18 protein-coding genes are annotated in these 19,548 nt (G+C 74.6%); 8 read left to right on the top strand and 10 right to left on the bottom strand.

The window, feature by feature from the left end; all coding sequences use genetic code 11:
• Positions 1 to 18: 18 nt before the first annotated feature.
• The 4 genes from ACZ6ZI_RS28585 to ACZ6ZI_RS28600 all read right to left on the bottom strand — a co-directional run bounded on the left by ACZ6ZI_RS28585 (position 19) and on the right by ACZ6ZI_RS28600 (position 3,219).
• Positions 19 to 339 carry a hypothetical protein gene (locus ACZ6ZI_RS28585; protein ID WP_469525412.1) on the bottom strand — a complete coding sequence of 107 codons (321 nt, stop codon included), beginning with the start codon at positions 337 to 339 and terminating at the stop codon, positions 19 to 21.
• A 372-nt stretch (positions 340 to 711) separates the two neighbouring features.
• Positions 712 to 927: a hypothetical protein gene (locus tag ACZ6ZI_RS28590; protein WP_469525415.1), complete on the bottom strand. Its 216-nt coding sequence runs from the start codon at positions 925 to 927 to the stop codon at positions 712 to 714.
• Positions 928 to 1,341: 414 nt separating this feature from the next.
• Complete coding sequence (locus tag ACZ6ZI_RS28595; protein ID WP_469525417.1) at positions 1,342 to 2,439, bottom strand: hypothetical protein; 1,098 nt, start codon at positions 2,437 to 2,439, stop codon at positions 1,342 to 1,344.
• Positions 2,440 to 2,619: 180 nt separating this feature from the next.
• A complete protein-coding gene (locus ACZ6ZI_RS28600; protein WP_469525420.1) occupies positions 2,620 to 3,219 on the bottom strand; it encodes a TetR/AcrR family transcriptional regulator in 600 nt (199 codons plus the stop codon).
• 88 nt (positions 3,220 to 3,307) lie between these two features.
• Between ACZ6ZI_RS28600 and ACZ6ZI_RS28605 the strand changes: the two genes are divergently transcribed.
• The 7 genes from ACZ6ZI_RS28605 to ACZ6ZI_RS28635 all read left to right on the top strand — a co-directional run bounded on the left by ACZ6ZI_RS28605 (position 3,308) and on the right by ACZ6ZI_RS28635 (position 10,331).
• Positions 3,308 to 3,745, top strand: coding sequence for a nuclear transport factor 2 family protein (locus tag ACZ6ZI_RS28605; protein WP_469525422.1), 438 nt, complete (start codon positions 3,308 to 3,310; stop codon positions 3,743 to 3,745).
• Complete coding sequence (locus ACZ6ZI_RS28610) at positions 3,742 to 4,650, top strand: NAD(P)H-binding protein (protein ID WP_469525424.1); 909 nt, start codon at positions 3,742 to 3,744, stop codon at positions 4,648 to 4,650. Before ACZ6ZI_RS28605 ends, ACZ6ZI_RS28610 begins: the two co-directional genes overlap by 4 nt.
• A gap of 286 nt (positions 4,651 to 4,936) precedes the next feature.
• The gene (locus ACZ6ZI_RS28615; RefSeq protein ID WP_469525425.1) at positions 4,937 to 5,152 is read left to right on the top strand and encodes a hypothetical protein; all 216 of its coding nucleotides are present in this window, start codon (positions 4,937 to 4,939) and stop codon (positions 5,150 to 5,152) included.
• 69 nt (positions 5,153 to 5,221) lie between these two features.
• Entirely contained in the window at positions 5,222 to 7,693 is a 2,472-nt protein-coding gene (locus tag ACZ6ZI_RS28620; RefSeq protein WP_469525427.1) for a SpoIIE family protein phosphatase, read from the top strand.
• Complete coding sequence (locus ACZ6ZI_RS28625) at positions 7,690 to 9,021, top strand: diacylglycerol/lipid kinase family protein (protein ID WP_469525429.1); 1,332 nt, start codon at positions 7,690 to 7,692, stop codon at positions 9,019 to 9,021. The genes ACZ6ZI_RS28620 and ACZ6ZI_RS28625 overlap by 4 nt, the downstream gene beginning before the upstream one ends.
• A gap of 66 nt (positions 9,022 to 9,087) precedes the next feature.
• A complete protein-coding gene (locus tag ACZ6ZI_RS28630; RefSeq protein ID WP_469525432.1) occupies positions 9,088 to 9,306 on the top strand; it encodes a hypothetical protein in 219 nt (72 codons plus the stop codon).
• On the top strand, positions 9,303 to 10,331 hold the full coding sequence (locus tag ACZ6ZI_RS28635) for a TerC family protein (RefSeq protein WP_469525435.1): 1,029 nt from the start codon (positions 9,303 to 9,305) through the stop codon (positions 10,329 to 10,331). Before ACZ6ZI_RS28630 ends, ACZ6ZI_RS28635 begins: the two co-directional genes overlap by 4 nt.
• 41 nt (positions 10,332 to 10,372) lie before the next feature.
• Here ACZ6ZI_RS28635 and ACZ6ZI_RS28640 read toward each other — a convergent pair whose 3' ends face one another.
• Together ACZ6ZI_RS28640 and ACZ6ZI_RS28645 are read right to left on the bottom strand one after the other, a co-directional pair.
• A complete protein-coding gene (locus ACZ6ZI_RS28640) occupies positions 10,373 to 11,242 on the bottom strand; it encodes an alpha/beta hydrolase (RefSeq protein ID WP_469525438.1) in 870 nt (289 codons plus the stop codon).
• A gap of 207 nt (positions 11,243 to 11,449) precedes the next feature.
• Positions 11,450 to 11,845 (bottom strand): DUF4118 domain-containing protein, encoded by a 396-nt coding sequence (locus ACZ6ZI_RS28645; RefSeq protein WP_363059328.1) that lies wholly within the window; start codon positions 11,843 to 11,845, stop codon positions 11,450 to 11,452.
• A gap of 534 nt (positions 11,846 to 12,379) precedes the next feature.
• Here ACZ6ZI_RS28645 and ACZ6ZI_RS28650 point away from each other — a divergent pair.
• Complete coding sequence (locus ACZ6ZI_RS28650) at positions 12,380 to 15,202, top strand: helix-turn-helix transcriptional regulator (RefSeq protein ID WP_469525441.1); 2,823 nt, start codon at positions 12,380 to 12,382, stop codon at positions 15,200 to 15,202.
• Between the two features lie 10 nt (positions 15,203 to 15,212).
• Here ACZ6ZI_RS28650 and ACZ6ZI_RS28655 read toward each other — a convergent pair whose 3' ends face one another.
• The 4 genes from ACZ6ZI_RS28655 to ACZ6ZI_RS28670 all read right to left on the bottom strand — a co-directional run bounded on the left by ACZ6ZI_RS28655 (position 15,213) and on the right by ACZ6ZI_RS28670 (position 19,540).
• On the bottom strand, positions 15,213 to 17,942 hold the full coding sequence (locus ACZ6ZI_RS28655) for an ATP-binding protein (RefSeq protein ID WP_469525445.1): 2,730 nt from the start codon (positions 17,940 to 17,942) through the stop codon (positions 15,213 to 15,215).
• A 137-nt stretch (positions 17,943 to 18,079) separates the two neighbouring features.
• Positions 18,080 to 18,448 carry a peptidase inhibitor family I36 protein gene (locus ACZ6ZI_RS28660; RefSeq protein ID WP_469525448.1) on the bottom strand — a complete coding sequence of 123 codons (369 nt, stop codon included), beginning with the start codon at positions 18,446 to 18,448 and terminating at the stop codon, positions 18,080 to 18,082.
• A 99-nt stretch (positions 18,449 to 18,547) separates the two neighbouring features.
• Positions 18,548 to 18,985, bottom strand: coding sequence for a peptidase inhibitor family I36 protein (locus tag ACZ6ZI_RS28665; protein ID WP_469525450.1), 438 nt, complete (start codon positions 18,983 to 18,985; stop codon positions 18,548 to 18,550).
• Positions 18,986 to 19,096: 111 nt separating this feature from the next.
• Complete coding sequence (locus ACZ6ZI_RS28670) at positions 19,097 to 19,540, bottom strand: peptidase inhibitor family I36 protein (protein ID WP_469525452.1); 444 nt, start codon at positions 19,538 to 19,540, stop codon at positions 19,097 to 19,099.
• Positions 19,541 to 19,548 lie beyond the last annotated feature (8 nt).

The following is a 19,548-nucleotide window of genomic DNA, read 5'->3' on the forward strand; positions in this document are numbered from 1 at the left end:
CGGGGACGGACGGGGGTGTCAGCAGGGCGCCGTCACGTTCCCGCAGTAGATCCAGCCCCAGCGCGGGGAGTTCAGCTCGTACCAGACGTTCCCGGCGCTGTTGGTCTCGACGTTGTACCACTCCAGGGCCTGCCCGGCGTAGGCCGTGCGCCAGAGCGGCGCGCAACTCGCGCTGGGGCAGGACCTGACCGGAGCACCGGCCTTGATCGCCTCCATCCATTCGGCAGCGGCGGCCGGGGCGGGAGCGGCCTCGGGTGCCGCCTGGGCCGGTGCGACGACCCCGCCGGCCAGGAGGGCGGCGCCGACGGTGACTCCCGCGAGAAGGGTGCGCATGCGCATGGTGATGTCTCCATCCGTATCGGTTGACCGATGAGTGCTTCGCCCGCGACGCCGGTGACGGCCGCGACGCCTGCGCACGCCGCACGGAAGCGGCGTCCGCTCGAACGGCGTCCGCTCGAACGGCGTCCGCCGCGCGGTGGCGTGGGCCGACTGCCGGCCCGCGGCCTGTTCTCGCCTTCACCGGCCGCGGTGTGGGCAACAGACTGCGGGAGAGGCCGTCCGGGCGTCTTGTACGAACGCGCACCCCGGGCGGACGCCGCTCACGGGCTGGGGGAGCGCGGTGGAGGGGTTCGAGGAGGGCGCGGCGACGGCCGAACGCTACGCGCGGCCGGCCCCCGACCGGCTACGGGCGCACGTGGTCAAGTACGTCGGCTACCGGCTGCGCTCGGTGCCGCCGCAGCGCAGGCTCAGCGTGCCGGCGGCGACGGTCACGCTGTTCCTGGGGTGGGGCGAGCCCCTGCGCGTGGTGGGGCCGAGCGAGCGGCAGCGGGACGCCGAGGACTGGTGGGCGATGGCGGTCGGCCTGCACTCCCGCGCGATGACCAGCGAGATCTCCGGGACCGCCCATGGCGTGCAGGTGGAGTTCACCCCGATCGGGGCGTATTGCCTGCTCGGTCTGCCGCTGCGTCACCTCGCGGACAGGGTGGTCCATCCCGACGAGATCATGGGCTGGCGGTGGGTCGTACGACTCACCGAGCGGCTGGCCGCGACCCCGGACTGGGCCGGCCGCCCTCTGCGGCCACTACGACCAGGCCCATTTCAACCGGGAGTTCCGCGCCCTGACCGGACTGACGCCCACCGGGTTCGGCAGGCTCTCCGCGACCCTCCCCGAACCCGCCCACGGGCGGCTGACCTCGGTGCTCACGAGCCCGCCCGTGCGCGGAGGCCCGGCGCGGTGACGTCGTACAGACATGAGGACGGGGTCCGCGCGGGTTCGCGCGGACCCCGTCCTCATGGGGGTTCCACAGGTGCCACGGGTACCGCCGGGGCGGCCGGGGCGGGTTACGCGGTGGGGCGGCGGCGCTTGCCGGTGCCCGCGATCAGGGCCGCGCCCATGGCGAGGGCCACGCCGGCGCCGCCGAGCGCCCAGGTGGTGGCCGCGTCGGTGCCGGTCTCGGCGAGCTCGCCGCCGGTCTGCGCGCCGGTCCCGCCGCCGGTGCCGGTCCCGCCGGTGGTGGTGTCGTTGATCGGCTTGGCACCGCCGTTGGGGGTCGGGTCGTTGTCGCCGCCGCCGGTGTTGCCGCCCGTGTTTCCGCCGGTGTTCCCACCGTTGCCGCCGCCGGTGTTCCCGCCGGTGGCCGCCTTGGTGATCTTCGACTCGTAGAACGAGGGCTCGGACTCGACGCTCGCCTCCTCGTCCATCGTGCCGCCGGCCGCGATGAACTGGATGTCGCCGGCCGGCGCGCTCTTGGTGAAGCGCAGGCGCAGGTCCAGGGTGAAGGTCTCGTTCGCGTCGACGGACTCGACCTGGAAGAGGCGGCCCGCGACGCCGAACCCGCCGGCCTCGCCGCCCATCGCGTCGGCGAAGGTGCTCGCGGGCACCCACTGGTCGCCGTCGAGGACCTCGACCTGGAGGTGCTTGTCCTTCAGCTTGCCGAACTCGTCCATGACGAGCAGTCCGAAGCCGTAGTCCGAAACGGTGGGGCGGCCGGAGTTGTCGACCTTGAACTTGATCCGCTGCCAGTCGCCGCCCGCCGCGAAGCCCGCCTTCGGCAGGCCGGAGACGGAGACCTTCGGGCCCTCGGCGGCGACGTACTCGTCGTCGAAGTCCTCGTGTTCGTGGCCGTCCGCGATCGGGGCGGGCGGCTGCGGCTTGCCCTTGTTCGGCTGCGGGGCCGGCTTCGCGGCCGGCGCCGACGGCTTGGCGGCCGGGGCGGGCGCGGTCGCCGGGGTCTCGGCCACCGGCGGCGTCACGGCGGCCTCGTCGGCCGGAGCCGGGGTCTGGACGGCCGGGGCCTGCGCCGGCGCGGTGTCGTCCTTCGGCGCGGCGTCCGGGACGACCGCGGCCGGCTTCTCGTCGGCCATGGCGGGCGTGGCCATGAGGACCGTCGGGCCGACCACGGCGGCTGCGGCCACGACGGCCATGCGCTTGAGCTTCACGTGCTGTTCCCCTATGTGCGTTCCGGGCCCGAGACCCGACCCCACCCCGACATCAATGTTGTTCGAACATGATCAGGCTAATGGTGGGCAAAGATTCGGCCAACCCATTCAGGTCACAAGTTGACACCGGTGTCTGCGTGGTAAAGGAGCGGGCCTCGGCGCGGTGCGCCGCGCCCGGCCTCATCGCTCGGGGTGCGGATCCACCACCCTGTGCGCGAAGCGCGCCAGTTGGGCCCGCAGCAGCTCGCGCGCTACGCCCTCCCGGCCCGCCAGGCGCTCGACGAGGTCGGCCCGGGTGGCGGCGAGCAGGGCGTGCGCGGTGAAGTCGGCGTCCGTCGCGCCCGGATCGCGTTCCAGCGTGGAACGCAGCAGGCCGTGCCAGTAGTCGTAGTGCCCGGCCTGGTACGGGCTGCCGCTCCCGGTCTCCTCCAGGGCCAGCGCGAGGGCGCGGTTGTCGAGCTTGAAGCACAGGAGGGCGTCCAGCAGGGCGGGTACGCGCTCGCGGGGTGGCGCGGTGGGTCCCAGGTGGGCGGGACCCGCCTCCACGGCCTCGCGGAGCGGTTCGAGCCGGGCCGCGTACAGCGCCCGGAGCAGGCCGGCGCGGTCGCCGAAGGCGCGGAACAGGGTCCCCTTGCCGACCCCGGCGGCAGCCGCGACGTCGGCCATCGTGAGGTCCTCGGGGCTCTCGGAGTCGGCGAAGAGGGTGTCGGCGGCGGCCAGGAGGGCCTCCTGGTTGCGGGCGGCGTCCTTGCGGCTGCGGCGCTCGGGCTGGGTGGGCAAGCGGTACCTCCGATTGAAAAACGGACCGACGGTCCGTATTGTCGTTGAAGCGGACCCGGGGTCCGCATTCTTGAGAGGGAGGATACCCATGTCCGTACCCGCTTCGACCGCTCCGGCGGAGCTGTACCGCCACGGCCTGCGGCTCCTGCTGGCCAAGGACGTGCCCGGCTGGGTCGACCTGTGGGCCGGGGACGGGGTGATGGAGTTCCCGTTCGCCCCGCCGGGATGGCCCCGGCGCCTGGAAGGCCGGGCGGAGATCGCGGCCTACATGGCGCCCTACCCCGACCGCATCGAGCTGCACGACTTCCCCGAGGCCGACCTGCGGATCCACGAGACGGCCGATCCGCGCACCCTCGTGGTCGAGATGCGCGGCGTCGGCAGGCTGGTGGACGCAGACCGCCCCTTCGACATGACGTACATCGCCGTGGTGACCGTCGAGGACGGCCGCTTCACCGCCTACCGCGACTACTGGAACCCCCTCGCCGCCCACGGGATCGGCGCCGACTTCGCCGGGAGCGCCCGATGAACGCCACCGGGACCGCGACCACGCTCGTCATCGGCGCCACCGGCACCACCGGCAGCCGGACCTGCGCGCGCCTGGCGGCGGCCGGCCACGCGGTCAGGGCCGCCGCCCGCCGGGCTCCGTCCGCGACCGGGGCGGCCTCGGGGGCGACCGGGGCATCCGGGGCGGGAGTCGAGCCGGTCGTCTTCGACTGGTACGACACCGACACCCACGGGCCCGCCCTGCGCGGAGTCGACCGCCTCTACGTGATCCCGCCCGTCGGCGATCCCGACCCCGCCCGGGTCGTCCTGCCCTTCCTGCGCCGGGCCCGGGCCGGCGGAGCACGGCGCGCGGTGCTGCTCAGCGCCTCCTCCATCCCGGAGGGCGGGCCGGCCGCGGGGCAGGTGCACCGGGCCCTGCCGCAGATCTTCGACGAATGGGCGGTGCTGCGGCCGTCCTGGTTCATGCAGAACTTCACCGGCGGCCACCTCCACGCGCGGAGCATCCGCGACGAGGGCGTCATCCGCACCGCCACCGGGACCGGCCGCGTCGGCTTCGTGGACGCCGAGGACATCGCGGCCGTCGCCGCGCGCGCCCTGACCGACGTGCGCGCCCCCGACACGGACCTCGTCCTGACCGGGCCCGAGGCACTCGGCTACGACGACGTCGCCGCCGTCGTCACGGAGGTCACCGGTCGCCCCGTGGCCCACCGATCCCTCACCCGCGAGGAGCTGCGCGTCCGGCTCGCGGCGCTGATGCCGGGAGGGTTCGCCGCGATCCTCGCCGACATGGACCGGGCCATCGCCGACGGGGCCGAGGACCGGGTCACCGACGCGGTCCTGCGCGTCACCGGCCGCCCCGCACACGACTTCCGCTCCGTGATGCGGCGGGAGTGGGACCGGGGGCGCGAGACGGGTCGCGGCGACTGACGGCTGACGGCGGACGGCGGAGCCCGACGGATCCGGTCGGGCGCTCCCCCGGGGTGGTGGGCACCTGCACAGTGGGGGAGGGGCAGGTGCCCACCGGGCGGCCGAGGGCCGCTCACCGGCACGGCCGCCGCCTTCCAGCGTAGGCCGCCGCCCCGACCCCCGCCCCACTCCCGCTTCCACCCGCAGAGCGCGGCGGGCACGCTGCCGCGTCGGCCCGCCCCCGGGGCCACCCCACGTTCGCGCGCGGCGCGACGGGGTAGACGCCGGGCACGGATCGGAGCGCACCATGAGCGACACCCGGCACACGCAGCACACGCAGCACACCCCGCACGCCCGGAACCCCGACCCCGCCCCGCCCCGGCACCGCGGCGATACCGAGAGCCCCTGGAGGGACTTCGCGGACGTGACCCGGCGGATGGAACGCCTCCTGGAGCGCGTGAGCGGTCGCTCAGGCCCCGCCGAGGGCGCCGGCGAGCCGACGGCCGGCGGGGGAACCGCGTGATCCACCCCGGCACGACGTCGGCCCGGTCACAACCGGTCCGACGGGCCCCGCACGTGGCATGCTCGACGCATGGAGGGCGATTCCGTGCTTCCCGACGCCCGTGCCGAGCAAGAGCCCGACGCGGGAACGTCACCCGAGGTGCTGGCGTTGGCCAAGGTCGTGTCCCGGTTGCGTGCCGAGGTGGTGGACCTCGAAGGCGTGGCCGCGATGACCGCCGTCCTGGAGCGCGCCAAGGGCGTCCTCATGGCACGGGAGGGCCTGACACCGGACGCCGCCCACCAACTGCTGGTCGATCGCGCCGCCCGGCACGGCCGCACCCCCCTGGAGGAGTGCTGGATCACCCTGGGCCGGACCGGCAGGGACCCGGCGGGGCCGGCGCCCCGCCCCGCCGTCCCCCGTCCTTCGCCCACCGGGTCGACCGGACCGCCCGGTCCGGCCGGCTCGCCCTTCAGCGCGAGCCGGTACGTGGTCCCCGAAGGAGGCCGCCCGGCCGGGCACCGTACGCTCCTCGCCGGCCTGGCCCGCGACCTCGCCGACGCCGGTACCCCGCAGGAGACCGCCGGACTGCTGCGGGCGGTCCTGGGCGACGCGGCGGGCGTCGACGCGGTGATGATCTACGCCGTGGCCACCGCCGGGAACCTGAAGATGGTCGGCCACGACGGCATCAGCGACGCCATGGCCGAGCAGTGGAGCCACATCCCCCCGCTCAGCGGGGTCGCCGCCATGGAGGCCATCGCGGCCCGGGAGGCGGTGTGGCTCGAAGACCCCGACTCGGACGCCGCCCGCTACCTCCTGATCGGCGACCCACCCGAACGGTGGCCCTCGCGCGCCTGGCTGCCCGTCCCCGGCGGCGGTGTGGTGACCGCCGTCGTCGGCTTCTTCCGCACCCGGCCGGGCCCCTTCGACGTACGCACCCGCACCCTGCTCCGGCGGGCCGTGCGCCTGTGCGGCGGCCTCCTGTCCTCGGACCGGGGTCCCCTGTCCCCCCTGTCCGAGGACCCGCCCGCCACGGACGTCGAGGCCGTCCAGACGGTCTTCGACACCCTGTCCGCCCCGGTGGTCCTGCTGACCCCCCTGCGCTCGCGGACCGGCGAGGTGGAGGACTACCGGATCGACGCGGCCTCGCCCGAGTCGCTGGACGTGGCCGGCCGCCACGGCCGGGACCTGATCGGCCGACGGGTGCTGGAGACCTATCCGACGGTGGCGGGAACCGCCCTGTGGGAGGGGTACCTGGACGCGCTGACGATGGGGGAACCGTACGAGGGGGAGCCCTTCGTCTACGAGGAGGTGATCGCCGGCGTACCGAGGCGCTCCGTCTACTCGGTCCGCGCGTCCCGGCTGGGCGAGCGCCTGGTGGTGTCCTGGATCCGGCACGACACCACCGACCGCGAGACCCGCCGGCTGGACGACCTGCAACGCCTGGGCAACCTCGGCTGGGCGAGCTGGAACCTGGTCTCCGACACCATCACCTGGTCCGACCAGGTCTACGCCGTCTTCGACCGCGACCCGGCCCTCGGGCCCATGCGGCTGGAGGAGCTTCCCCGGCACCTGCTCCCGGAGGACCTGCCCGCGATGGGCGCGGCCGTCCGGCGGCTGCTGGGCGACGGCACCCCCATCGACCAGCCCTTCCGCATCGCCGGCCGGCACGGGGTGCGCCACCTGCGGATCGTCGCGGAGGCGGGGCGGGACGCGGACGGCGGCACTTTGGAGGTACACGGCTTCTTCCAGGACCTGACCGAACTGCGCGGCGCCGAACTCGCCCTGCTGGAGAGCGAACGCGCCAACCTCGTCCAACGCGGGATGCTCAAGGCCGAACAGGCCCTCGCCACCCGCCTCCAGGACACCCTCCTGCCGATCCCCGAACAGTCGCTGGAACTGGCCGGCCTCTGCGTCGACGTGGCCTACCTTCCCGCCGAGAGCGGCCTGAACGTCGGGGGCGACTGGTATTCGGCGATCGAACTCCCCGACGCGAGCGCGCTGTTCGTCGTCGGGGACGTGGCCGGCCACGGTCTGGCGGCCGTGGGCACGATGGCCCAGTTGCGCTTCACCGCCAAGGGCATGACCATCACCGGCTCCGCGCTGCCCGACGTACTGGAGCGACTCAACACCCTCCTGCTGCACACCGCCGTCGACCACCAGGTCGCCACCGCCACCCTGGTCATGGGCCGCTACGACCCGCGGGACCACCGACTGACCTGGGTGCGCGCCGGTCACCTGCCGCCCCTGCTGATCCGCGCGGGTGAGGCGAGCTACCTGCCGCAGCCCGAGGGAACCCTCCTCGGCGCCGCGTACGACTCCACGTACGGGCACCACGTGACCGACCTCCTCCCCGGCGACCACCTGCTCCTCTACACGGACGGCCTCGTGGAGGTGCCGGGCGAGGACATCGACGAGGGGCTCGCGCACCTCGCCGCGACGGCCGCCCGGCTCGTGCGCGAGGGCCGGAGCGGCCCGCTCGCCAAGACCCTGGCGGGACTTCGGCCGGGCAACCGCGACGACATCTGCGTCCTGGAGATCCGCGTGCCCGAGGAGGGCGGATGACGGGCGGGCGGCACGGGAGGGCGGCGGCCCGGCCCCTGGCGCGCCTGGCCGTGCTCGCGGCGATCGGCTCCGTGCTCGTGTTGGTGTTCTCGGTGGGGGAGGGCGGCCTGGCGATCATCGGCGCGGGGCTGCTCGGTCTGGTCCTCTGCGCGGCCGGCACGTGGTGGTTCCTGGCGCACCGGGGCCTGGTGCGCCTGTGCGGGGGGCTGGTGGCGGCCGCCGCGCCCGCCGCGGTCCTGGCCCTCTACGCGCACGACGGGCTGTGGCGGACGGCCCTCCTGCTGGCCCTGTGCTGGGGCGCGGCCCTCGCCTGTGGCAGGGCGGCCCTGCGCCGGGCCCGTCCCCAGGAGCCGAGTCGAGCGGTCGCCGCGCCCGGGCCGCGGCGGGCGTTCCTGGTCATGAACCCGAAGTCGGGCGGCGGGAAGGTCGGCCGGTTCGGACTGGTCGAGCGGGCGAGGGCGTCGGGAGCCGACGTGTTCCTGCTCGACCCGTCGGCCCCGGTCGACGTGGCCGCCCTGGCCCGCGAGGCGGTGGCGCGCGGCGCGGACCTGCTGGGAGTCGCCGGCGGGGACGGCACGCAGGCCCTGGTGGCGGCCGTGGCCGCCGACCACGATCTGCCGTTCCTCGTGATCCCCGCCGGCACCCGCAACCACTTCGCGATGGACCTCGGCCTCGACCGGTCCGATCCGGCGCGCTGCCTCGACGCGCTGACCGACGGCGAGGAACTGCGGATCGACCTCGGGGACGTCGCCGGCCGTCCCTTCGTCAACACCGTGTCCTTCGGCGTCTACGCGGACGTCGTGCAGCGTCCCGAGTACCGCGACGACAAGGCGGGCACCATCTTGACCCTCATGCCCGACCTGTTGATCGGCGAGGGCGTGCGGCGGCTGGACGCGCGACTCGACGACACCGCGCTCTCCTCCCGGCAGGCCCTGCTGATCAGCAACAACGCCTACGTGTCGCCCGACGACATCGGCGGCGGTGGGCGCAGGCCCCGGCTCGACGACGGCGAGCTGGGCGTGCTCGCGATCCGGGTCGAGAGCGCCGCCGAGGCCGCGGACCTGGCCGTGCGGGGCTCCCGGTCGGCCGCGCTGACGGTCGCGACGGCGCAGCGGGTCGAGGTGACCTCCGACGCGGACGAGATCCCGGTGGCGGTCGACGGTGAGGCGCTGCGGCTGTCCACCCCGGTCGTGTGCACGCTGCGGCGGGGCGCGCTGCGGGTGCGGGTGCCGCGCGAGCGGCCGGGCGTCGCGGATCCGGCGCCGCCCGTGGACTGGCGACGTCTGTTCGTCCTCGCGTTCGGCCGGGAGGGCCGCACCGGCGCCTGAGGAGGCGGGCCCTCTTTTCCTTCAAGGGGGCTTCAAATCCGGGCAAAGCGGACGTAAAGTCAGTGCATGTACGAAGAAAAGCACCCCGCGGCGACTCGGCCCGGACGCGTCTGCCCGACCTGCAAGCAGCCGCTGCCGGCGACGGTGCGGCGGCACAAGACCATGGGCGTCTACGTTCCCCTCTACGACGACGCGCCCTGCGCGAACCCCTCCTGCCGCGAGAGCGGCCCCGCCGAACGGCGGGCGAGCCAGCCCGACGCGTCCGGACGGAGCCCGGGCCCGTGACGCTCGACGTCCCGCTCTGGCTGTGGGGGGCGTTCGCCGTGACGGTGGTGGTGTCGCTGGCGGTCGACCTGCTGGCCCACCGCGACGTCCACGTCATCGGCTTCCGGGAGGCCGCGGCCTGGAGCGGCGTGTGGGTGGGCCTCGCCCTGACCTTCGGCCTGGTCGTGTTCCTCGTGCTCGGGGTGAGCGCCGGAACGGAGTACACCACGGCCTGGCTGCTGGAGAAGAGCCTGTCCGTCGACAACCTCTTCGTCTTCGCGGTGATCTTCGCCTACTTCAAGGTGCCCCGCGCCTACCAACACCGGGTGCTCTTCTTCGGTGTCATCGGCGCCCTCGTCTTCCGCGGGATCTTCCTCTCCCTCGGCGTCGCCGTCGTGAGCCGCTTCACCGCCGTGCTGTTCGTCTTCGCGGCCGTGTTGTTCTACAGCACCTACAAGCTCGTCCGGGACGAGCAGGACAGCTTCGACCCCGGCCGCAGCCTCGCCGTACGCATGCTGCGCAAGGTCGTCCCCGTCCGCGACGAGTACGCCGGAGCCAGGTTCTTCGTCAAGGAGGCCGGCAAGCGGGTGGCGACCCCGCTGCTCGCGGTGGTCGCCGCCATCGAGGCGGCAGACCTGATCTTCGCCGTCGACAGCGTCCCGGCCGTCCTCGCGGTCAGCGACGACGCCTTCATCGTCTACACCAGCAACGCCTTCGCCATCCTCGGACTTCGGGCCCTGTACTTCATGCTCGCGGGACTCCTGGACCGCTTCCACTACCTCAACCGCGGCCTGGCGATCATCCTCGGCTTCATCGGCGTCAAACTCGTCCTCCAGGCGTCCCACAAACTGATCAGCCCCGCCGTCCCGGAGATCCCCTCCCCGGTCAGCCTGGCCGTCATCGTCGTCGTCCTGGCCGGATCGGTGGTGCTCAGCATCAGGAGGCCGGCTCCGACGGGCGGGGACGATCCCTCACCGCCACCCGCCGAAGCCGCCGCCCCCGAAGCCGCCGCCCCCGACCCCCCGGGCCCGCCCGAACGGGGCTGAGGGAGCGGGGCTGAGGGAGCGGCGGCGGGCACCCGTCGGCGTCAGGCCAGCTCGGCCAACAGGTCGGCGAACAGCCGCGGACGGCCGAACCAGCCGACGTGGGAGGCGGCCAGGGTGCGCACGTCGAACGGGTTGTCCGGGGTCAACGCGTCCGCCGTGCGGATCATGTGGTCCTGGACGGCCGGGGCGATGCCCCGATCCTCGGAGAGACGGACGTAGGTGTGCGGGACGCGCCCCCACCCGTCGGCCCGCACCAGCGCGGCCGGTTCCCACACCGCGTGGTTCTCGTCCGGATCCAGGCAGTCCAGCAACAGCCGGAACCGGTGGTCCGACGCGTCGGCCATGACGGCCGCCTTCAACGCGGCGAACAGCTCCGGATCGCCGTGCGCGGCACGCCAGTTCAGCCGGACGACACCGGGGTCGGGCAGGTCCGTCGGCACCACGATCCGGGCCGCCGCGTCGTTCAGCAGGTTGTCGTCGACCACGCCCCACGGCTCGGTGAGCATGGCCGGGTCGCCCAGGCACAGGGCGGAGAGGTGCACCACCCGCCGCAGCAGTTCCGGCGCGGCGTTGGCGACGGCGCTGATCGTCAGACCGCCGAGGCTGTGGCCGACCAGGACCACCGGACGGCGCGCGGCGACCCGGCGCACGACGCCCAGCACGTGCGTGACGTTGTCCCGCAACGTCACACCGCACATCGGGGAGGGGGCGGCGGCCAGGGCCGCCGGATCCTGGGGCAGGCGGTGGTAGGCGGCCGGGCCGTCGGCGTGTGCCCCGTGGCCGGGCAGGTCGACGGCGTACGAGAGGTGGCCCAGCAGGGCCAGTTCGTTCCGCAACGGCTCCCAGGTCCGGGCATTGCCGGAACCGCCGTGCACGAGCAGGAAAAGGGGGCGGCGCGTGTCGGTGCGCATGGTGAGGATCCTCGTCATCCGGAGGCGAACGGTGGGCGTGCGGGACCCGGTGCCGACCGACAGGAGGGCGACACGGGGTCAGACGGCCGACCGGGGGCGCAGGGACTGCCGGTTGTGGATGACGGAACACATGACGCGGACGCTAACAGGCCGGGGCCGCGCCGCCCCAACGGTTTTCGCGGCCCGGCGCGCCCGACCGTCGCTCCGTCACGGCGCCAGCCGGTGGTAGGCGGCGCGCGCGTGGGAGAGACGGGCCGCGGCCGTGCCGGTGGCGGCGGCCGTGAGCAGGCAGGCGATGCGGGCGAGGTCGTGCGGGGCGGTCCAGGTGAGCTCACCGATGGGCGGGGCGCCGAAGGCGTTGAGCACGGCCCAGCACAGCAGGGCGGTGCCCGGCGCGGCGGCGAGGCGGGCACCGGTGCTGGCCGCGGCGACCATCAGCGAGAGGACCAGGAGCCCGGCCGTCGTCAGGCTCTGGTGTCCCAGGAGGTTGAAGGCGATCACGACGAGCAGGGCGGCCGCGGCCGCCGACGCCCACACGGAGACGGTCGCGGCGGGGTCGGGGACGGGGCGGCGCCCGGTGTCCAGGGGTTTCCACTCGAGCATCGCAGCCTCCTTCCACGGCGGCTTCCCCGTTGAAGCCCCCGTCATGGTGCACCACCGCACGGCGACCCTGTCCAGCCGTCCCCCTCACGAGCGGGGAGGATTCGGTACGAACGCCACGAGATGCCCCCACCGTTCTCGGCCCGATCCCGCCCGGGACCGCCGCGCGGGGCCGGCGCTCCCACGCCGGGGTCGTGCACGTGTTCCACGGGAGACGGCCGGTACCTGGAGATGACCGACAGCGGCACGCGGTCTTCGCGGACGTGCTGACGCTCGCCGTCTCCGCGCCCGCCCGCGACGGCCTCCCGCGCACGTCACAGGGTGTCGGCCGCGCCGCCCTTCTGGCAGGGCTGCCCGTTCTGCACGGCCGGGGGCCTGAGGGGGATCGGCCAGGGCACGGGCCAGGGCACGGGCCCGGGACGACCAGGGTTCGACACCGGCTCGACGATCCCCGGGCCCGGGGATCGTGAGGGAGGGACGCGCGGCCGTCGGAGCCGGCGCACGCCACGGGCGAGACCGGCGGGAGACAGGACGGGCATGGAACCGATCACCACGGCGATGGTGGGCCGCGAGCGCGAACAGGCGGAACTCGCGGCGTTCGTGAGGTCCGACACCGGCCGGGCCCTCGTCCTGCGGGGGGACGCCGGGGTCGGCAGGAGCGCGCTGCTGCGCCACGCCGCCGTGTCGGCCGAACGCGAGGGGCACCACGTCCTGCGGGCGACCGGAGTGGAGGAGGAGTCCGCGCTGCCCTACGCCGGGCTGCACCAGCTCCTCCATCCGCTGCTCGCCGACACCGCGCACCTGGACGAAGCGAGCCGGGCGGCCTTCGACGCCGTGTTCGGCGCGGCACCGGGCGCTCGGCCCTCCGTCATGACGCTCGGCATCGCCGTCCTCGGCCTGCTGTCCCTCTCCCGCGGCGGGACGCCCCTGCTGGTCCTCGACGACGCCCAGTGGCTGGACGACGCCTCCGCCGACGTCTGCGGCTTCGTCGGTCGGCGCCTGACCGGCGGCCCGGTGAAGCTGCTGGTCGCCGTTCGCACCGACACCACGTCACGCTTCGACACCCCCGCACTGCCCGAACTGCCGGTCGCCGCCCTCACCGACGAGGACGCGGCGCACCTGCTGGACCGACGCCACCCGGACCTGGACCGACGGCTGCGCCGCGTCGTCCTCGAACAGGCCCGCGGCAACCCACTGGCCCTGCTGGAGCTGCCCGCCCACCTCACCGGCCGGCCGGACGCGCTCGCGGTCGACGACCTCGTCGACCGGCACGGCCTGCCGCTGCCCCGCAGCCTCCAACGCCTCTTCGGCGCCCGCGTCGAGGCCCTCGACGACCGCGTGCGGACCGAGCTGCTGATGGGCGCGCTCGACGGAGCGGGCACCCCCGGCGGCGCCGGCGCCGTCCCCACCGCCCGCTACGTCATGCGCGACGCCGACGCTGCCGTGGCCGCCGGGCTGCTCGACGTCGGGGCGGCCGGCGACGACCTCGTCTTCCGCCACCCCCTGGTGCGCTCCACCGTCGTGCAGATGGCCGCGCCGAGCCGGCGCCGCGCCGCCCACCTCGCCCTGGCGCGGTTCCATTCGGGCGACCTCGAACGGCGGGCGACCCACCTGGCCGCGGCCACCGTCGACCCCGACGAGGACGTCGCCGCCGTCCTGGAGGCGGCGGCCGACCGCGCGACCCGGCGCGGCGGCGCCCTGGCCGCCGTGAGCCGGCTGACCCGCGCCGCCGAGCTCAGCGAGAGCCGCACCGACCGGTCGCGACGCCTGGCCGAGGCGGCCTTCGTCGCCGGCCACGCCGCCCGCCCCGGCCGGGCGCACCTGCTGGTCCGGGCCGACCCCGCGCCCGGCGCGGACCGGTCGCCGGCCGCGGTGCTGGCGACCGCGTACCAGGCCCTCTACCAGGACGGGGACGTCCGCTCCACCCACCCACAGGTCACCGCCGCGATCGAAGGGCTGCGGGACGGCGCACCGGGGGCCGCGCCCGACGACGCGCGCGACGCACCCGACGGACGCGACGATCCCGACCGGCACAACGGACGCGGCGAGGTGCTCGACCGACTGGTGATCCTCCTCCTGGCCATCAGCCAGTACAGCGGCGACCGCGCCACGTGGGAGAGCACGCACGCCCTCCTCGCCTCCCTGGGCGGCCTCGTCGGCGAACGCGCGCGCATCTACAGCGGCACGTGGAGCGACGTGAACCGCCACGGCGCCCGGTGGGCCGAGCCGGTGCTCCGCGCCGCCGCCCACCTGCCGGACCTGGAGCCCTGGGACGTCACGCGGTTGGGCGTCGCCGCCTACCACCTCGACCTCCTGAACCGCTACCGCCCCCACCTCCAGCGCGTCGTGGACCGGGAACTGGAGACCGGGGCCCTGGCCACCGGCATGGTGATGCTGCACCAGATCACACTCGACCGGATGGCGGTCGGCGAGTGGGCCGAGGCCGAGGAGAGCGGCCGGCGCGGACTGGAGCTGGCCGTCGAGCACGGCCACCACCTGTTCGCGCACCAGAGCCGCGCGTACCTGGCCCAACTCGCCGCGCTGCGCGGCCGGACCGGCCGCTCCCGGGACCTGCGGGCCGAGGTGGACGCCTGGGCCCGCCCGCGCGGACTGGGATTCCTCACCCAGGTCGCCGCCTCCGCCGCGGCGACCGCCGCGCTCGGCCGCGGCGACCACGAGGCGGCGTACCGCCACGCCACCGGCATCACCCCGCCGGGCGGCTTCCGACCGTACGCGTACCAGGCCCCGCGCACCCTCCTCGACCTCGTCGAGGCCGCCCTGCACACCGGACGCGCCGCGCAGGCCCGGGCGCACGCCCTGGCCGCACGGGACGCCGGTCTGCCGGCCGTCTCGCCCCGCCAGGACCTGATCACCCACGGCGCGCTGGCGATGACCGCCGGGGACGATCGGGAGGCCGCCGAGATGTTCGCGCGCGCCGCGTCCCACCCGGACGCCGACCGGTTCCCGTTCGAGTCGGCCCGGATCCGGTTCGCGTACGGACTGCGCGTACGCCGCGTCGAGGGCCGGGCGGCGGCGCGGCGCCACCTGCTGCCGGCGGCCGAGGCGTTCGAACGTCTCGGCGCGGCCGGCTGGACCGACAGGGCCCGCGCCGCCCTGGGCGGGACCGGGACGCGGCCCCGCGCCTCGACACCTTCCGCGCCCGCGCTGACCTGGCAGGAACGCCGCATCGCCGACCTGGCCGCGAGCGGCCTGACCAACAAGGAGATCGGCGAACGGACGCATCTGTCGCCCCGCACCGTCGGCTCGCACCTGTACCGCGCCTTCCCCAAACTGGGCATCACCACCCGGGCGGGGCTGCGCGACGCGCTGAGCCGGACGGAGGAGGTCCACGGGCTCTGAGGGCACGTGGTCAGCGCGCGGGCAGGGCGCCCTCGATCTCGCGACGCGAGGAGACCCCCAGCTTGGTGAAGACCTTGCGCAGGTGCCACTCGACCGTGCGCGGGCTGAGGAACAGCTGCGCCCCGATCTCCGCGTTCGGGTGCCCGGTCGCCGCGAGCCGGGCTATCCGGGCCTCCTGCGGGGTCAGGACCGGTGTGCCGGGCCTCCGTTCGCGGACCGTCTCACCGGTGGCGAGCAGCTCCCGCCGGGCCCGCTCGGCGTACGCCTCCATGCCCATCGCCGACGCCGCCCCGTACGAGGCGCGCAGTTCGGCGCGGGCCTCGGTGCGCCGGCCCCGACGCCGCAGCCATTCACCGAGCAACAGCCGGGTCCGCGCCTCGAACACGCCGAGCCCGCCCCGGCCGAAGTGGTCGACGGCCTCGCGATAGCGGTCCTCGGCCCGCGCCGCACCCGAGGTCAGGGCGTCCGCGACCGCCGACGCGCCGAGGGCCCAGGGCGTACCCGCGCGAGCCCAGTCGGTCAGCCGCTCGCGGGCCCGTGCCGCCACGTCCGGATGCCCGGCCCGCGCCGCGGCCTCGACCAACTCGGCGCAGGTCCAGTGGTGCACGACCATGTCCCGGTACTCCCCGCCCCGCAGCGCCGCCTCCATGGCACGCGGGTAGTCGCCCAGGCCGTTGTGGAGCACGGCCCGCGCGCACGCCGCCATGCCGGTGAGCCGGCCGAGCCCCCGCTCCTCACCCTCCCGTTCCATGGCCCCGATCCGCTCCAGGGCCGGGCGTTCCCGTCCCCGGTAGGCGCTCAGCAGGGCCGCCGAGACCATGCTCGTGGCCGCGCCCGCCGCCTCCTCGACGGCCGCGGCCTCGTCCAGCAGGTCCCAGGCCTCGTCGAAGCGGCCCGCGAAGCCCAGCGAGGCCGCCCGGTAGGGCAGCGCCGTCGAGAGGATCGACAGCGTCCCCGTCGTCCGGGCGAAGCGGACCGCCCGCCCCGTGATGTCCAGCCACGCCCGCAGGTCGCCCAGTTCCACCGCCGCGTTCGCGGCCGGCCACAGCACGGCCAGGTCCTCCTCGGCGGTGAGGGAGCGCACCGCCCGCGCCAGCAGCGGGAAGGCGGCGACCGGCCCGTCCGAGGTCCACACCATCAGGGCCCGCAGGAAGACCGCCGCCGTCTCCTCTCCGGGCGGCAGGACGCGGGCCGCCTCCGCGGCCCGCCGCAGTCCGCTCGCGTCGTAGCGGCCGGCCCAGATGGCCGCGCCGAACGCCGCGAGGCAGGTCTCCCGCGCGGCGGCCGGATCCAGACCCGCCAGCCGGCCCGCCGCGTCGAGCAACGGCTGTACCGCGCCGAGCCCCGGACGGGTCATGGCCGAGGCCTTGGCCCGCAGCCGACCCGCGTGGGCCGACTGCAACGGGTCCAGCGGTCCGAGCTCGGCGGCGGCCAGCAGATCGGGTACCCGGGCCGGTACGGCCGCCGCGAGGTGGGCGCCCGCGGCGGCCAGGGCCCGCCGGGCCCGTTCCCCCGGGTCGGGAGTCAGCGCGGCGGCCCGTTCGAGGAAGGAGGCGGCGGCCGCCCGCCCGCCGCGCGCCAGGGCGCGGTCGGCGGAGCGTTCCAGCGCGGCGGCGACCGGCTCGTGCGGGCCCACGGCGGCGTGGGCCTCGTGCCAGGCCCGACGGTCGGGGTCGCGCTCGGCGTCGGTGGCCTCGGCCAGCGCGCGGTGCGCCGCGCGCAGCGCCGGCGCGTCCGCACCGCGCCAGACGGCCGAACGCACCAGCGGGTGGCGGAAACGCACCGGCGCCCCGAGGGTGATCAGGCCCGCCGCCTCGGCCGGCGCGGCGGCCTCGATGCCGATGCCGAGCACGCGCAGCGCGTGCCACAACACCGGGGCGTCCCCGACCGGTTCCAGCGCCGCGACCAGGAGCAGGGCGCGCGTATCGGCCGGCAACGCGTCGACGCGCCGCCGGAAGCCGTCCTCGACCCGGTTGGTCAGCGGGCCGGCGCCGGGGCCCGCGAAGCCGAAGGCCTGCTCCACCGGCGACAGGACCCGGGGCAACTCCATCAGGGCGAGCGGGTTCCCGCCGGTCTCGGCGATGATCCGGTCCCGCACGCGGGGGTCGACCGGCCCCGGCAGCACGCTGTCGAGCAGCGCCCGGGCGTCGGCGTCGGCCAGCCCGCGCAGGGTGAGGTGCGGCAGCCCGGCGAAGGCCTTCCCGGCCTCCCCCTCCTCGCCGTCGGTGGTCCGCTCGGCGAACACCAACGCCACCGACTCGGCGTCCAACCGGCGCCCGACGAACGCCAGGATCCGCCGGGACATGAGGTCCAGGCACTGGGCGTCGTCGACCAGGCACACCAGCGGGGAATCGGTGGCGGCCTCGGAGAAGAGCCCGAGGACCGCGATCCCGAGCAGCAACATCTCGGGCGGACGCCCCGCGCTCAGACCGAACGCGACGCGCAGGGCGTCCTGTTGCACCGCCGGCAGCCGATCGAGGTGCGACAGCAGCGGGGCGCACAGGCGTTGCAGGGCCGAGTAGGCGAAGTCGGACTCCGCCTCGACGCCGGCCGCGTACACGGTCCGCGCCGGCGCGGACCGCTCCGCCAACCGGTCGAGCAGGGCCGACTTGCCGACGCCGGCCTCGCCGCGCACCACCAGCACCCGACTGCGGCCCTCGTGGACGTCGCGCAGCAGCCGCTCCAGTGCCTCCAGTTCCCGGCTCCGTCCGAGCAACCGGCGAGGGGGGTGGTGCGGCATGTGACCTCCGGGACGGGTGCCTCCCGGAGGAGCTGCACCCATCCTACGAAGATCCGCGCCCGCTGACCTGCATGGATTCGGTCAACGCCGGCCGCCGGACGCTCCGCTCGCGCGAAGCGTCCGGCGGTGCGGCCCGCTCAGCAGAACGCGAAGGAGCTGATCCTGTCGTTGATCCACGAGGGGACGGAGGGCCACTTCTCCCACGGCCCGATCCTGAACTGCGCGCCGCCGTAGTTGTTGTGCTCGTAGAAGCACACGGCGGCGCCGGTGTTGTTCAGCACGGACGACGTGACGTCCTGCATGCCCGTCCACAGGGCTCCGTCCTTCTTCAACTTCCCCATGTCGGTGACGTTCTGGTTCGAGGCGATCGCACCGAACTTGTGCCCGCTGGGGGGTCTGACGAAGTCGTTCTCGGACCACAGGCACACGTGGTCGGCGGGGCACGCTCCGGCGCCCTGCCCGATGCCCAGGATCACGTTGGCGCTCGCGGACGTCGCCGCGGTCATGATCAATCCGGTGACGGCGACGGCACACAGTCCGATCCTCGCCCTTTTCCTGCCGGCCAATCCGGTTACCATCCGTTCGGTTCGAGAAGAGGTCAGTGGTCAGCAGCGCTTGAAGGAGCTGATCCTGTCGTTGATCCACGAGGGGACCGAGGGCCAGTGCTCCCGGGGGCCGATCCTGAACTCCAGGCCGCCGTAGTTGTTGTGCTCGTAGAAGCACACGGCGGCGCCGGTGTTGTTCAACACGGACGAGGCGACGTCCTGCATCCCCTTGTCGCCGGCCGCGTCCCGACCGAGCTTGCCCATGTCGCCGACGTTCTGGTTCGACGCGACGGAGGAGTACTTGTGGTCGTTGACGAACGACCTCTCGATGAAGTTGCCCTCCGGCCACAGGCAGACGTGGTTGTCGGGGCACGACCCGGCCCCGTGGCCGATGTTGAAGACGTTGGCGGCGCTCGCCGACGTGGCCAGTGTCATGACCAGCGTGGCCGCGGCGGCGGCGCACAGTCCGAGCCTCGTCGTCCTGCTCTTCGCGAACATGGTCCCTCTCTCGCGGATCCGGTCGGATGCGCCGGTCCTGTGGTGTCGGTGGGGTGCGGGTGGGGTGGGGTGGGTGGGATCCCGCGGTCCGGGAGGACCGGGCGGGGTCACTCAGCAGAACCTGAAGGAGCTGATCCTGTCGTTGATCCACGACGGGACGGAGGCCCACTTCTCCCCGGCCCCGATCCTGAACTCCAGCCCGCCGTAGTTGGTGTGCTCGTAGAAACAGACGCCGCCGCGGGTGTTGTTCACGACCGAGGAAGTGGCGTCCGGCATGCCCTTCCAGCGCCAGTACTTGGAGTCGAAGGCGAACTTGCCCATGTCCGCCTGGTTCTCGTCGGAACCGACGGCGCCGAAGTCGAACCCGTTCCCGGCGCCGCCCCTGATGAAGTTGTTCTCGCTCCACAGGCACACCCAGTTGGCGGGGCACTTGCCGGACCCGGTCTGGATGTCGGTCAGGATGGCGGCGTTCGCGCTTGTCGTCGTCGCGACGACCACCGTCGTCAGCGTGGCGGCGCCCACCGCGATCCTCGAAACCGTTCTGCGCAGGTCCATGGGGAGAC

Source organism: Streptomyces sp. NPDC103540 (assembly GCF_055584445.1).